The organism is Sphingosinicellaceae bacterium (assembly GCA_019285715.1).
GTDB lineage: Bacteria > Pseudomonadota > Alphaproteobacteria > Sphingomonadales > Sphingomonadaceae > Glacieibacterium.
Genome location: CP079108.1, coordinates 2,516,651 through 2,530,498, shown reverse-complemented (window position 1 = coordinate 2,530,498; position 13,848 = coordinate 2,516,651). Strand labels below are relative to the sequence as shown.

General features: G+C 66.6%; 11 protein-coding genes and 1 tRNA gene. 8 read left to right on the top strand and 4 right to left on the bottom strand.

Translation table 11 applies throughout. The annotated features are described in order from the left end of the window. The first annotated feature begins 8 nt into the window (after positions 1 to 8). From KX816_11825 to KX816_11815, 3 genes are all read left to right on the top strand, one after another. Positions 9 to 1,943, top strand: a complete 1,935-nt coding sequence (locus KX816_11825; protein ID QXQ04979.1) for a sulfotransferase — start codon at positions 9 to 11, stop codon at positions 1,941 to 1,943. 84 nt (positions 1,944 to 2,027) lie between these two features. Then, a complete protein-coding gene (locus tag KX816_11820) occupies positions 2,028 to 4,397 on the top strand; it encodes a TonB-dependent receptor (GenBank protein QXQ04978.1) in 2,370 nt (789 codons plus the stop codon). Positions 4,398 to 4,407: 10 nt separating this feature from the next. After that, positions 4,408 to 5,181 (top strand): hypothetical protein, encoded by a 774-nt coding sequence (locus KX816_11815; GenBank protein ID QXQ04977.1) that lies wholly within the window; start codon positions 4,408 to 4,410, stop codon positions 5,179 to 5,181. On the opposite strand, the gene KX816_11810 is transcribed toward KX816_11815, so the two are convergent. Together KX816_11810 and KX816_11805 are read right to left on the bottom strand one after the other, a co-directional pair. After that, the gene (locus tag KX816_11810; protein QXQ04976.1) at positions 5,178 to 6,788 is read right to left on the bottom strand and encodes an NAD(P)/FAD-dependent oxidoreductase; all 1,611 of its coding nucleotides are present in this window, start codon (positions 6,786 to 6,788) and stop codon (positions 5,178 to 5,180) included. The two genes, KX816_11815 and KX816_11810, sit on opposite strands and share 4 nt — an antisense overlap. Beyond that, on the bottom strand, positions 6,785 to 7,969 hold the full coding sequence (locus KX816_11805; GenBank protein QXQ04975.1) for an aromatic ring-hydroxylating dioxygenase subunit alpha: 1,185 nt from the start codon (positions 7,967 to 7,969) through the stop codon (positions 6,785 to 6,787). The genes KX816_11810 and KX816_11805 overlap by 4 nt, the downstream gene beginning before the upstream one ends. 130 nt (positions 7,970 to 8,099) lie before the next feature. Between KX816_11805 and KX816_11800 the strand changes: the two genes are divergently transcribed. After that, entirely contained in the window at positions 8,100 to 9,389 is a 1,290-nt protein-coding gene (locus tag KX816_11800) for an amidohydrolase family protein (GenBank protein ID QXQ04974.1), read from the top strand. A gap of 79 nt (positions 9,390 to 9,468) precedes the next feature. On the opposite strand, the gene KX816_11795 is transcribed toward KX816_11800, so the two are convergent. After that, positions 9,469 to 9,542, bottom strand: a tRNA-Gly gene (locus KX816_11795). A 251-nt stretch (positions 9,543 to 9,793) separates the two neighbouring features. Here KX816_11795 and KX816_11790 point away from each other — a divergent pair. From KX816_11790 to KX816_11775, 4 genes are all read left to right on the top strand, one after another. Then, positions 9,794 to 10,309 carry a DUF2231 domain-containing protein gene (locus tag KX816_11790; protein QXQ04973.1) on the top strand — a complete coding sequence of 172 codons (516 nt, stop codon included), beginning with the start codon at positions 9,794 to 9,796 and terminating at the stop codon, positions 10,307 to 10,309. After that, a complete protein-coding gene (locus KX816_11785) occupies positions 10,306 to 11,658 on the top strand; it encodes a sorbosone dehydrogenase family protein (protein ID QXQ04972.1) in 1,353 nt (450 codons plus the stop codon). The genes KX816_11790 and KX816_11785 overlap by 4 nt, the downstream gene beginning before the upstream one ends. A 19-nt stretch (positions 11,659 to 11,677) precedes the next feature. Further along, positions 11,678 to 12,082: an SET domain-containing protein gene (locus KX816_11780; GenBank protein QXQ04971.1), complete on the top strand. Its 405-nt coding sequence runs from the start codon at positions 11,678 to 11,680 to the stop codon at positions 12,080 to 12,082. 69 nt (positions 12,083 to 12,151) lie between these two features. Beyond that, positions 12,152 to 12,547: an SET domain-containing protein gene (locus KX816_11775; protein QXQ04970.1), complete on the top strand. Its 396-nt coding sequence runs from the start codon at positions 12,152 to 12,154 to the stop codon at positions 12,545 to 12,547. Here KX816_11775 and KX816_11770 read toward each other — a convergent pair. Then, positions 12,544 to 13,824, bottom strand: a complete 1,281-nt coding sequence (locus KX816_11770; protein ID QXQ04969.1) for a hypothetical protein — start codon at positions 13,822 to 13,824, stop codon at positions 12,544 to 12,546. The two genes, KX816_11775 and KX816_11770, sit on opposite strands and share 4 nt — an antisense overlap. Positions 13,825 to 13,848: the final 24 nt, after the last annotated feature.

Here is a 13,848-nt window from a genome sequence, read left to right as displayed (position 1 = left end):
GGGCGGCCATGGCAGTTGCGACTTCCGATCCGAAGGGCAGTCTGGCGGTAGCGCTTGGCCACGCCCGCACGCTGCTGGTGCGGTCGCCCAGACTTGCCGAGGAGCAGGCCCGCGAAATCCTGGGGGCGGTGCCCGGCCAGCCCGAGGCGCTGACCTTGCACGGCCTCGCCCTCGCGGCGCTGGGCCGGTCGCGCGAGGCGATCGCCGCGTTGGTCGCGGCGACGACCCGGGACCCCGAATCTCCCGACGCGTGGCGGGCGCTCGGCGACCAGATGATACTCGTCGGCGACGGCACGGGGGCCGACTACGCCTATGCGCAGCAAATCCGCAGCTCGGTTCGCGACCCGGTGCTGCGCGCTGCGGCGGTGGCCTTGTGCGAGGGCAACCTGCCCGTCGCCGAGCCGCTGCTCAAGGGGCACCTCAAGCAGCATCCGACCGATGTCGCGGCAATCCGAATGCTCGCCGAACTGGCCGGGCGGATCGGGCGCTATGCCGATGCCGAGAACCTGCTGCGGCGGGCGGTCGAGCTTGCGCCGGGCTTTGCGCCGGCGCGCTTCAACCTCGCGACCGTGCTGTACCGGCAGAACCGCAACACCGAGGCGCTGGTCGAACTCGATCGGCTGATGGCGGCCGACCCCGACAATTTCGCGACGCGCAACCTCGCCGCTGCGGCGCTCGGGCGGGTCGGCGACGTCGCTGAGGCGGTCGTGCATTTCGAGCATGTCCTGGCACGCCAGCCCGACGCCGCGAAGATCTGGCTGAGCTATGGCCACGCCCTCAAGACACTCGGGCGGCAGGGCGACAGCGTCGCCGCCTATCGCCGCTGCATCGGGCTGGAACCGGGCTTCGGCGAGGCGTGGTGGAGCCTCGCCAACCTCAAGACCGTGCGGCTGGAATCCGCGGACATCGCCGCGATGACGACGGCGTTGGCCGCGCCCGGCCTGACGGACGAGGACCGCTTCCACCTGCACTTCGCGCTCGGCAAGGCGCATGAAGATGCAGACGATGTGGCGGCGGCGTTCGGCCATTATGCCGAGGGTAATCGCCTGCGGCTGGCGGCGCTCGACTATGATCCGACCGCGACGAGTGACCGGGTCGACCGCTCGATCGCGCTACTGCAACCCGCCTTCCTTGCGGCGCGCGCCGGGCAGGGCTGCCCGGCCCCCGACCCGATCTTCGTGCTCGGGATGCCGCGCTCGGGGTCGACGCTGGTCGAACAGATCCTCGCCAGCCATCCGCTCGTCGAGGGGACGCAGGAGCTGCCGGATATCCAGATGTTCGCCGGCCGGCTCGGTGGGCAGGACGAGGATGCCTATCCCAGCGTGATGAAGGAACTCGGGGCAGCGCGGCTGCAGGCGCTCGGCGAGGAGTATCTCGAGCGCACCCGCGTGCACCGCAAGACCGGGCGGCCGTATTTCATCGACAAGATGCCCAACAATTGGGCGCACGTCGGACTGATCCACCTGATCCTGCCCAACGCCCGGATTATCGACACGCGACGGCATCCGCTCGGCTGCGGTTTTTCCAATTTCAAGCAGCATTTCGCGCGCGGGCAGAGCTTCTCATACAGCCTGGAAACCATGGGCCGTTACTACGCCGACTATGTCCGGATGATGGACCACGTCGACGCCGTCCTGCCGGGCCGCATTCACCGCGTGCACTACGAAGCGATGATCGAGCATACCGAGGCCGAGGTGCGCCGCCTCCTCGCGGCGCTCGGCTTGCCGTTCGACCCGGCATGCCTGCGCTTCCACGAATCCGGGCGCGCCGTGCGGACCGCCAGCTCCGAACAGGTGCGCCGTCCGATCTACCGCGAGGGCCTCGACCAGTGGCAGCGCTTCGGTCCGTATCTCGGGCCACTTCGAAGCGCGCTGGGGACCGTGCTGGACGATTATACGACCCGTTTCGATCCGCCTGAAGCCGTGCAGCCAGCATACAGTTGACAACTGTCCAATAAAGCGTGAGCCTGCGACGCGACGTCACGGGAATACCCGGATGTCGGCGCCGTTCGGGCAGAGGGGTTTTCGATGAGACGCGGCGACGCACGCACGAGCGGCAGCACTCGCAGCCTCGCGGGTCTGCTCCTGGCGACCACCGCGGTCGCCGTGGCGATGCCGGCGACGGCGCAGGAAACCCAGGTCGCCCAAGCCGACACCAATGGCGACATCATCGTCACCGCGACCCGCCGCAACGAGAGCCTGCAGAAAGTGCCGATCAGCATCCAGGCGCTCGGCCAGGAGACGCTCGACGAGAAGCAGGTCACGTCTTTCGACGATTACGCCAAGCTGTTGCCAAGCGTCAGCTTTCAGTCGTTCGGCCCGAGCCAGTCGCAGCTGTTCTTCCGCGGCATATCCAGCGGCGGCGACGGCCTCGACGCCGGCTCGCTGCCCGCGACTGGAATCTACCTTGACGAAACCCCGGTCACGACGATCGGCGGCGCGGTCGACCTGCACATCTACGACATCGCCCGGGTCGAGGCGCTCGCTGGACCGCAGGGCACGTTGTTCGGCGCGAGTTCGCTGTCGGGTACCTTGCGGATCATCACCAACAAGCCCGATCCGTCGAAGTTCGAGGCCGGCTACGACCTCCAGCTTAACAAGTTCGGCAAGGGTGGCGTCGGCGGCAGCGGCGAGGGCTTCGTCAATATCCCGCTGTCCCCAACGATCGCGATCCGGCTGGTCGGCTACTACGACCACGACGGTGGCTACATCGACAACACACTCGGCCAGCGCACCTTCACACTCGGCGACCTCGACGAGACCACCAACCTGACCGTGACCAACGCCGACCAGGTCAAGAAGAATTTCAACACCGTCGACAGCTACGGCGGTCGTGCCGCGTTAAAGGTCGACCTCGACGACAATTGGACGGTGACTCCGTCGATCGTCTACCAGCACCAGAAGGCCAACGGCACGTTCCTGTACGACCCGCGCGCGGGTGACCTGAATGTCCACGACTTCACCAAGGACGAGAACCTCGACCGCTGGTACCAGGCGGCGCTGACCATCGAGGGCAAGGTCGGCAACTGGGACCTGGTCTATTCGGGCGGCTATTTCCAGCGCAAGATCAACAACCAGATAGATTATTCATACTATACCGTGGCTTACGACACGCCAGGGTATTTCTACACGAACTTCCCGGACGGCAAGGGTGGCTTTCTCAATCCGACGCAAAGTCAGATCGTCAAGTACGACTACACCAAGCATACCCAGGAACTGCGGGTCAGCTCGCCGAGCGAAAATCGGCTGCGGCTGACAACCGGGGCGTTTTTCCAGCGCCAGACCAACGCGATCGACGCCAAATATGTGGTGCCTGGTCTTGGTTCGGTGCCACGGGACGACCTACCCAATCTTGCGCCGATACCGGGCTTTGGCGACGCGGTGTATGTTAAGCGGCTCGACCGCGTCGACCGCGACTATGCGATGTTCGGCGAAGCGAGCTTCGATATTCTGCCGACGCTGACGCTGACCGCCGGTATCCGCGGCTTCATCGCGCAGAACTCGCTCTACGGCTTCTCGGGTTTTAACAGCGCACTCGCCAACAATTGCGTCCCGACGACGCGTGCCGACCTGCCGTGCGTCAACGTCAACAAGCGCATCAGCGAGGCGGGAGAAACCCACAAGGCCAGCTTGAGCTGGAAGATCGATCCGGAACGCATGGTCTATGCGACCTACTCGACCGGCTTCCGCCCCGGCGGCAACAACCGTGATCCGCGTTACGGCCCGTACAAGTCGGACACGCTGAGCAATTTCGAGCTCGGCTGGAAAACCCGCTGGGGGCCGCTGCGCGTCAACGGTGCGATCTTCTACGAGAAGTGGAAGGACATGCAGTTCGGGCTGGCTCGGCCCGGTGACAACGGCGTCACCAGCATCTCCAACGTCGGTGGTGCCGAGGTCAAGGGCATCGAGGGCGACGTGCTTTACAAGACGCGTGGCCTCGAGCTGTCGGCGTCGGGCACCTACCTACGCGCCAAGACGACGACACCGTTCTGCGAGCAGAACTTCTCGGGTGATATCCAGTGCACGCCGTCGGGCACGCGCCTGCCGGTCCAGCCGCGCTTCAAAGGCAATGCGACGGCGCGCTATACCTTCGCCACGGGCAGCGCCGAGAGCTTTGTCCAGGCCAGCGTCAACCATCAGGGCGGTACGCGATCGTTCCTGCTCGATACCGAGGCCGACGTGGTCGGCTACACCAAGCAGTTCACCACGCTCGACTTCTCGCTCGGCACCAAGCTGACCAGCAACATGTCGATCGAGATGTTCATCCAGAATGCCTTCGACCAGCGTGGCCAGCTCAGCCGCAACACCGCCTGCGCGCCGTCCTATTGCGGGGTCTATTACCGGGCCTATCCGGTCAAGCCGCAGCTGTTCGGCATCAAGGTCGGGCAGCGCTTCTGAGGGGGCCCGGATGCACACCGTCGCGCAACTGAAGCCGGCGATGTTCGCGCTGCAGGTCGACGGCGCGGCGGTCCCGGTCGAGACTCTGCTCGACTGGCAGTCGCACGATCGGCTTGGCGTCGTGATGACGACGCCGTTAGGGGCGCTCGGTGCGTCGCTGGCGATCCAGCTGGCGATCGCCTGCCACGCCGCGCATGCTGGGGGCCGGCGGCTCGCTGCGTCCTGGTATGCCGAAATCTACCTGTTCCACGTCGGTGGCCGCTGGGGCGATTTCAGCCTGTTCGACTTCTGGCCGAGCCGTCGTGATATCTTCCTGCCCGGCGATGCCCGCGCCGTGCTGCCAGCCCTCAACAGCCACGGCATCACTCACCTGCTGATCCCGGACGGCCCGGTCGACACGGTCGTCCACGACTTCAAGGAGCCCGAGGCGGCGCAAGACCGGCTCAAGCTGTGCTTCGCCTACAGCCCGTCGGGCGAAACCGCGGATGCCGATATTGCACTGTCGAGCGATGACCCGGTGACGCTCGAGAACATGCACGACACCCTGTGGCCGGAGGTCCTGCTCGACCAGCCGGTGGACGCCGAGCGCTCGGCCGATCCGGTCCGCCTCGCCGATCACCTGCGCTGGCGGGCCGCGGTGCGGGCGCGGCTCGACGAGGTCGCGCCAGTCGACCGGGCCGAGGCGCGGGGCAGGGCGCTGGCCTTGCTCGACGACGGCCAAATCAGCGAAACCTATCGCCGCGTCACGACGGCCTGGGCGTTGCAGCGGTTGGGCCCGGCCTAGCGGCCCCTGACCAGTCGCCCGAAGAAGCTGCGGTCCGCCAGGATCTCGCGCGCTGCATTGTGCCCCGGGGCGCCGGTGACGCCGCCGCCGGGATGGGTGCCGGCGCCGCACATGTAGAGGCCCTTCAGCGGCCCGCGATAGGCGCCGTTGCCGAGCACCGGGCGCGCCGCCCACAATTGGTCGAGCGACATGTGGCCGTGCATGATGTCGCCGCCGACCAGCCCGAACTTGCGCTCGAGCCCCTTGGGGCTGAGCACCATCGTGCCGAGGATCGAGGCGCGGAAGCCCGGGGCCTGTGCCTCCACGGTGTCGAGGATGACCTCGACCGCCGCGCCTTCCTCGTCGTCCCAGTCGCGGCCATCGGGCAGGACCGGCGCGAATTGCTGGCAGAACAGGCTGGCGACGTGCTGGCCGGGAGGGGCGAGACTGTCGTCGATGATCGAGGGGATCAGCATCTCGACGATTGGCTGCTTCGACCAGCCGTGCGCCTTGGCGTCGACGAAGGCCTTGTCCATGTAGTCGAGCGTCGGCGCGAGGATGATGCCGCTCTCCAGGTGCTCGCCGGGCTCGGGCAGCACGGTGAAGCGTGGCAGCTCCGACAGCGCGACGTTCATCCGGAAGGTGCCGGAGCCGGCCTTGAAGGCCTTGGCGCGCTTCAGGAAGGTCGGCCCGAGGTCGACCGGATCAATGAGCTTTTCGTAAAGGAGTTTTGGCCCGACGTTGGCGATGATGGCGTCACCCATGACCTCCTCACCGCCGGTCAGCCGCACGCCGACCGCCTTGTCGCCGTCGACGAGGACACGCGCGACCGGGCTCTCGAGGCTGATCTCGACGCCGGCGGCGACGCAGACCTTGGCCATCGCCTGGGTGATCGCGCCCATGCCGCCGATCGCGTGGCCCCATGCGCCCTTCTTGCCGTTCACTTCGCCGAAAACGTGGTGGAGGAGCACATAGGCCGAGCCGGGCGTGTCGGGACTGGCGTAGTTGCCGACCACCGCGTCGAAGCCGAAGGCCGCCTTGACCGCTTCGCTCTCGAACCAGCTGTCGAGGAAGGTCCGCGCCGACTTGACGAACAGGTCGAGCACGTCGCGCTGCTGCTCGAGCGACAGTTTCGAAAGCGAGCGGCCCTGGCGCGCGCCGTCGATCAGCGTCTTGAGGCCGTCGCCGATGTTGGGCGGGCTTTTCAGCGCGAGGCCGCGCAGCACCTCGGCGACGTTCTCCAGCGCCGAGTAATAAGCGGGGAGCACGTCGGCATCGTGCTTCGAGAACTTGCGGAACTCGGCCTGGGTGCGCTCGAGGCCGCCACCGAGCTTGAGATAGCCGCCGTCGGGCTGGGGCAGGAAGTTGGAGATCGGCCGCTCGATGACGCGGTAGCCGTGGTCGACCAGCTTCATGTCGGCGATGACCTTGGGCTGGAGCAGGCTGACCGTGTAGCTCGCCACCGAGTTGCGGAAACCGGGGTGGAACTCCTCGGTCACCGCCGCGCCGCCGACGGTGTCGCGGGCCTCGACGATGCGGACCTTGAGGCCGGCCCGCGCCAGATAGAAGGCGCAGACAAGGCCGTTGTGGCCGCCGCCGATGATCACCGCGTCGTAATTCTTGGTCACTTGGCGGCACTAACTGGGGAACGGTGGCTCCAACCGGGCGCAGGCGCGCGCTCTAGCCGGGATTCGGGGATCAGGTCGCGCATCTTGCGGCAGAACCCGCGCAGGCAGACTTCGCTGGTGCCGAGCGGGCCGACAGTGAAACTTTTCGACGCCATGCCGTCCTGGACGCGCTGGATCAGCATGGTGTCCTCGGCATTGACCTGCCGGTTGATGCGCCAGTTGAGGTAGCGCGCCGCCCGCATCTCGCGACGGTCGTCGGGCAGGGCATAGCTGATCTCGCGGATCAGCGTCTCGGTCGGGGAGACGGGCAAGAACTGCATGAAGTCGATCTGGTCCGGATAAATGTCGAAAGCGACGTTGGGCCACAGCTTGAAATACAGCCACAGGCGCTGCGCCGCCGCGGGCAGGTGCGGCACCGGGGGCAGGACCTGCTGGTACATCCGCTCCGACAGGTTGGCGGAGGGCTTGTCGATCAGCGCGCCCCACATGCGGTCGACGTGCGGTTCGGCCTCGATGCCGTAGCCCTTGCCGAAGAGCCGGGTCAGGCCGGGGTGGGCGACCGGGATATGCAGGCCGTCCGAATAATTGTCGGCGACGTTCTTCCAGTTGACGGTGCGCGGTCGCAGCGTGACCCGGCCGACGGCGCGCAAATCCTCGAAGCGGTAGGGCGCGATCTCCGTGGCGTACGGCGCCATCATCGCCGCGACCGAGGGTCCGCCGCCCTCCAGCCGGACGAAGATGAAGCCGTGCCAAAGCTCGATGTCGACGGGGACGAGGCCGCTCTTCGCCATGTCGAGCTCGGGGTATTCGCGGCGGCCGGGGACGCCGGTCAGGCTGCCGTCGAGCTGGTAGGTCCAGGCGTGGTACGGGCAGACCAGCTTTTTCGCGCAGCCCGCGGCACCGTCGACGAGGCGCGAGCCGCGGTGGCGGCAGACGTTGGTGAAGGCGCGGACCTCGCCGTCGTCGCCGCGGATGACGAGGACGCTCTCGCCGGCATAGTCGAGGGTGTGCCAGTCGCCGGTCGCGGGCACGTCGCTGACGTGGCAGACGATTTGCCAGCTCGGGCGGATGACTCGCGCCATCTCGGCCGCGAAATAGTCGGTGTCGGAATAGGTCCAGGCAGGCAGGCTCCAGCCTTCCTGCGGGTCACGCGCGGTCACCGGCGCCGGACTGCTTGCCATCGAGAGGATCCCCAATTGTTAGACACCTGTATAACAACCGTTACGAGGGTACAACCCGATTTGTCACGTCTTTACTATTTGACGAGTGTATAATAGTCGCGCATTCTGAGGCTCGATCGGGGAACAGCGGATGACACGAACATTGCTCGTGCGGCTCCTGGCGGTGGCAGCGATGGCGGTGCTGGCGGGTGCGCCGGCACTGGCCAAGACCGAGTACGTCCGCGCCGGCCGGCTGGTCGATACCGAGAAGGGCACCGTCCTCAGCGACCAGCTGATCCGCATCGACGACGACCGGGTCACCGCGATCATGCCCTATGCTTCGCGCCCGGCCGGCGTCGTCGCGATCGACTGGAGCGCCTACACGGTCCTGCCCGGCCTGATCGACATGCACACGCACCTGGCCGACACCGAGCAGACGAATAATGCCGCCGAGCCACTGCTCCACTCCGGTGCCGACATCGCATTGCTGGGGGCGAAGCATGCCCGCGACACGCTGGAGGCGGGCTTCACCAGCGTCCGCGACGTCGGCACCTTCCGCGCGTTCGGCGACGTCTCGCTGCGCAACGCCATCGACAGCGGCGAGGTCGAGGGGCCGCGGATGAGCGTTGCCGGTGCCTATCTGACCGTGCCCGGCGGCGGCGGCGAGGTCACCGGCCTCGCGCCCGATGTCGTCGTCCCGGCGATCATGCGGATGGGGGTCATCACTGGCCCCGCCGACATGACAGTCAAGGCGCGGACGATGTTCCAGAACGGCGCCAACTTCCTCAAGCTGATCGCCACCGGCGCGGTCCTCGCCGCGGGGACCGAGCCCGGTGCGCCCGAGCTAAGCGAGGAGGAGATGCACGCCGCCGTACTCGAAGCCGCCCGCAACGGCAGCTACGCCACCGCACACGCCCACGGTGCGGAGGGCATCAAGATGGCGTTACGCGCCGGGGTACGGTCGATCGAGCATGCCTCGCTGATCGACGACGAGGGCATCGCGCTCGCCAAGGCCAAAGGCGCGTGGCTGGTCATGGACGTCTACAACGGCGACTTCATCGACGAGGTTGGCAAGCGTGACGGCTGGCCCGCCGACATCCTGCGCAAGAACACCGACACCACCGAGGCCCAGCGCGTCGGCTTCCGCAAGGCGGTCCGCGCCGGGGTCAAGCTCGCCTACGGCACCGATGCGGGCGTCTTCCCCCACGGCCTAAACGCGCGCCAGTTCAAGTACATGGTCCGCTATGGCATGACCCCGATGCAGGCGATCCAGGCCGCGACGATCAACGCCGCCGCGCTGATGGGCAAGTCGAAGGACGTCGGCTCGCTGGCGCCCGGCCACTTCGCCGACCTGATCGCGGTGACCGGCGACCCGCTCGCCGATGTGTCGGTGCTCGAGCATGTCGATCACGTCATCAAGGGCGGTGTCGCCGTGAAGTGACGGCGGGCGCCCGCGATGGTGGTCCACTCCAGATCGGAATCGGCGAACAGGCTGGCGGGCGCTACCGACGCCTGAGGCGTGGAGCGGGTGAAGGGAATCGAACCCTCGTCACTTGCTTGGGAAGCAAAAGCTCTACCATTGAGCTACACCCGCGTTCCGGCCCGACCGTCGCGCTGTCCCGAAGCGTCGCCGCCGGGAGCGAGTGCCGATTGCCACGTTTGTGCGTGGCTGGTCAACGTCGGGCGGACGCGACGGGGCGTGCGCGGCGACTCCTGGTGCCTGTGCGCCGATGCCCGCCGGGTTTGCGGCCCAGCTCGAGGTTCCGGACGTCGCAGGCTGTTGCTCTGGCGGAACATCGCGTCGCCCCGGGACTTAGAGGCCCGCACCCTACCGAGAGCAGCTTCATGGCAATCGACACCGCCCGCGCGCATTCGCGGCTCGATCCCGCCGGCGCGAACCCGCGTCTGGGCCATGCTCGCGCGAACCCGCGATCGACAGCCAAGATTTTCGGGCATCCGATCCATCCCATGATCGTGCCGTTCCCGCTCGCCTTCTTCATTGGGGCGTTCGTGACGGACATCGTCTATTCGCAGACCGAAAACCTGATGTGGCAGTATTTCTCGATCTGGTTGATCACTGGCGGCCTCGTCATGGGCGGGCTCGCGGCACTGGTCGGCTTTATCGACTATTTCGGCGACCGCGAAGTGCGCGCCCAACGCCCGGCGACGCCGCACATGCTGCTCAACGTCGTTGCGATGCTCGTGTCGCTCGTCAACGCCTTCGTCCACAGCCGCGACGGCTGGACCGCGGTGGTGCCGGAGGGCCTGATCCTGTCGGGCATCGTCGTGCTGATGCTCGGCGTCAGCTCGTGGCTGGGCGGCTCGCTGGTCTACCGCCACCGCGTGGGAGTGGCAGAATGAACCGCCTCGCCAGTCGAGCACTTCTTCTCGCGACCGCGGTCGCCCTGGCCGCCTGCAGCGATCCGAGCTTCGACGAGAAGAGCCAGATCGGTGCCAACCCGACGTTGCCCGAGCCGCAGCAATACCTGCTGCCCCCGGTCGCGGTCGCGCCGGGTATCGGCTGGAAGCCGGGCCAGACCCCGGTCGTCGCGCCGGGGCTGAAGATCCAGGCGCTTGCTACCGGCCTGCTGCATCCCCGCATGGTCTATGTCCTGCCCAACGGCGACATCCTCGCAGTCCAGGCAAAGGGTCCGCCCGCCGAGCCGGTCAAGCGTCCGAAGGACCCGATCGTCGGCATCGTCAAGAACAAGGCGACCTCCTACCCCGGCAGTCCAAAGCCCGCGAGCCGCATCACCCTGATCCGCGACGCCGACGGCGATGGGAAGCCCGAGCTACGGGTGACGCTGCTCGACCATCTGAACGCGCCGTTCGGCGTCGTCTGGGTCGACAATTATCTCTACGTCGCGAACACCGACGCGGTCGTGCGCTACGCTTACGTACCCGGCCAGACCAGCATCAGCGGCCCGGGGACGGTGCTGACCGAACTGCCCGGCGGTCCGATCGATCACCACTGGACCAAGAGCCTGACCGTCAGCCCCGACGGCAAACGGCTGTACGCGACCGTCGGCTCGAACAGCAACATCACCGAGAACGGTATCGAGGCCGAGAAGGGCAGGGCGAGCGTCTGGGAGATCGACCGCCTGTCGGGCCGCGCCCGCGAGTTTGCCAAGGGGCTGCGCAACCCCAACAGCCCGAACTTCTACCCCGGTACCAACAATTTGTGGGTCGTCGTGAACGAGCGTGACGAGATCGGGCCGCACCTTGTCCCCGACTATCTTACCTCGGTGAAAGATGGCGCGTTCTATGGCTGGCCCTACAGTTACTACGGCCAGCACGTCGATATTCGTGTCCGCCCACAGCGCCCCGATCTCGTCGCCAAGGCAATCAAGCCCGACTATGCGCTCGGCAGCCACGTCGCCGCGCTGGGGCTGACCTTCTACACCGGCACCTCGCTGCCCGCCCACTATCAGGGCGGTGCCTTCATCGGCGAGCATGGCAGCTGGGATCGCTACAGTCCGTCGGGCTACAAAGTCGCGTTCGTACCGTTCAAGGACGGCAAGCCGTCGGGCATGGTCGAGGACGTGGTCACCGGCTTCCTCGATCGCAAGGCAGCCCGCAGCCTCGGTCGGCCGGTCGGGCTCGCGGTCGACAAGACCGGCGCGCTGCTGATCGCGGACGATGTTGGCAACACGGTGTGGCGAGTCAGCGCCGCGGGACCTGCCCCGGTCGTGGTCGCTTCGGCGCGCTGAGGTCGAGCGGGGGGACAGGGTGAACCCGCCTGCGCCTCACACCGGCGTCCTGACCCGTCTCGGAGTCTCCTCGGTCCACGGGGTCGGGGTGTTCGCCATCCACCCGATCGAGGCAGGCACGGACGTGTTCCCGAACGACCGGCGCGAGATCGTCTGGGTCGATGCGGCGCTGGTCGATGCGCTGCCGGAAGGGTCGCCCGAGCGCCTTTTCTACGTCGACTTCGGCATCCGGCGGGGCGACCGGATCGGCTGCCCGCCGAGCTTCGAACTGCTCGGCACGGGCTGGTATCTGAACCAGCCGACGCCGGGCATGGCGGCCAATGTCGCCGCCGGAGAAGGCTATGAAATGAGGGCCTTGCGGGATATTGCGGCGGGTGAGGAGTTGACCGTCGACTACGCGACTTTCAGCGTGAGACCGGTATGAAACCAACTCGTAACATCGCGGTTATGCCGTCGCGGAGCCCCCGACCGCGGTAGCCAAGGTGACGTGCCGATGATGATGGTGGAGACGGAGCTCAGGCCGAGTGGAATTCATGGCATCGGTGTTTTCCTGACCGAGCCGGTTACTGCCGGCACCGTTATCTGGCGCTTCGATTCCCGCATCGACCGGGTCTATTCGACCGATGAAGTCGCCAGCCTGCCCGCCATCACGCGCGAATTCCTGAAGACCTACTCGACCTGGCACAGTGCGACTCAGGTGTGGGTGTTGTGCGGTGACAACGGTCGGCACTTCAACCATTCGTACAACCCCAATACCGCGTCCGACGGCATCGCTTTCGGGCAGGATACCGCGGTCGGCGACCTCCCCGCCGGCACCGAGCTGACGTCGGATTATACGACGATCTGCGATGCCGTCCGCACTGAGGGCTTCGCCTTCGAGTTCGCCTAAGCCTCGAACAATCCGAGGGATTTCAGCGTCGCGAGGTCCCGGTCGATCAAGCGCTGGCCGATGTCGAGGCGGTAGCGCATGTTCGGGATGACGACGCCGCGAACCCGCGCATATGCGTCGTCGCGCGCCTCGATCACGGTAGCGCCAGTTCCGGTAACCACCATCGTCCAGCCGTACAGGCCACTCGTCACCAGCGCACCGCCGGCGTCGAGGCCGACTTCGCCGTAGTGAAGGTTCGCGCGCTCGGTAGCGTCGATCAGCACCGGCAGTCCGACCGGCTCGGGGACTTGCTTGCGAGTGTAGGGGAAGGGCGGAGTGGTCAGGACGACGCCGAGTGAAAAGCCGGGACGGGTTTCCAGCGCGGGAGCGCCGATGACCATCGCGCGAAAGATTTCAGCCCAGCGGGTGACCTGCAGAGGCTCGAGAACCGCGAACCCGGGATATCCGAAGCGGCAAGTGAACTCGAGCGGCCAGATACCGGCGGCATTGACGATGCAGTTGAGGTTGATCCACCCGACGTGAGCATGCCCGCGGAAGTGTTCGGCGACCTTGGCCAAGGTGAGGTCGAAGAAGTGCTGCGTGCCCTCGAAGGTGGCGACAGTGCCCATTTCGCCCGTTAGTTCGCCCATGTCGCCGGCGAAAAAGCGCTTGTGCTCCCAGTCGATGCAGGCCGGCATCAAGAAGTTGTCGCCGTCGAACCAGGCGCCGACGCCGATCTCGACACCCTCGATGAAGGCCATCAGGATGAAGGTAGCGGCACCCTGGCGCGCGGCGAGGACCGCGCGGACGTCGCGGCCGTTGTTCAGCTGCCCGATATAATTGTCGCTGGAGGCGAAGTCCGGCCCGCTGAACTTGAGGACGTAGCGTCCGGGGTTGTCGGCCAGGAAAGCATCGGCGGCGCCGAAGTCATGGAATTCCCACGTGTGTCCGATGGGGAAGCCGAGGGTGCCGAGGACGGCCTGGGCGTAGGCGCGGTCGTTTTCGAGGCGGTCGCCTTCGGCGCTGCCGCCGACGACGTTGAAGCCGTCGAGTCGGAGCTCGTCCTGCAGCGCGCCGAAGCCTTCGGACACTGCCTCGAAGATGATGATGCCCTCGTCCCCGGCCTCGCGGATCCAGTTTAGCTGGGCGCGCCAGTCGGTTACGCGGTCGAACAGGCCGGCACCGGTGCCGCTCGCGCCGGGGTCGCTGACGTGGACGCGGACCTCGTGGCCATCGCCGACGAGGCGCATATAGAGCGAAACCAGGTCGCACGTCTCGGTCACGGCGAGGAATCGCATCGCGAAACTGCTACCACAACATCG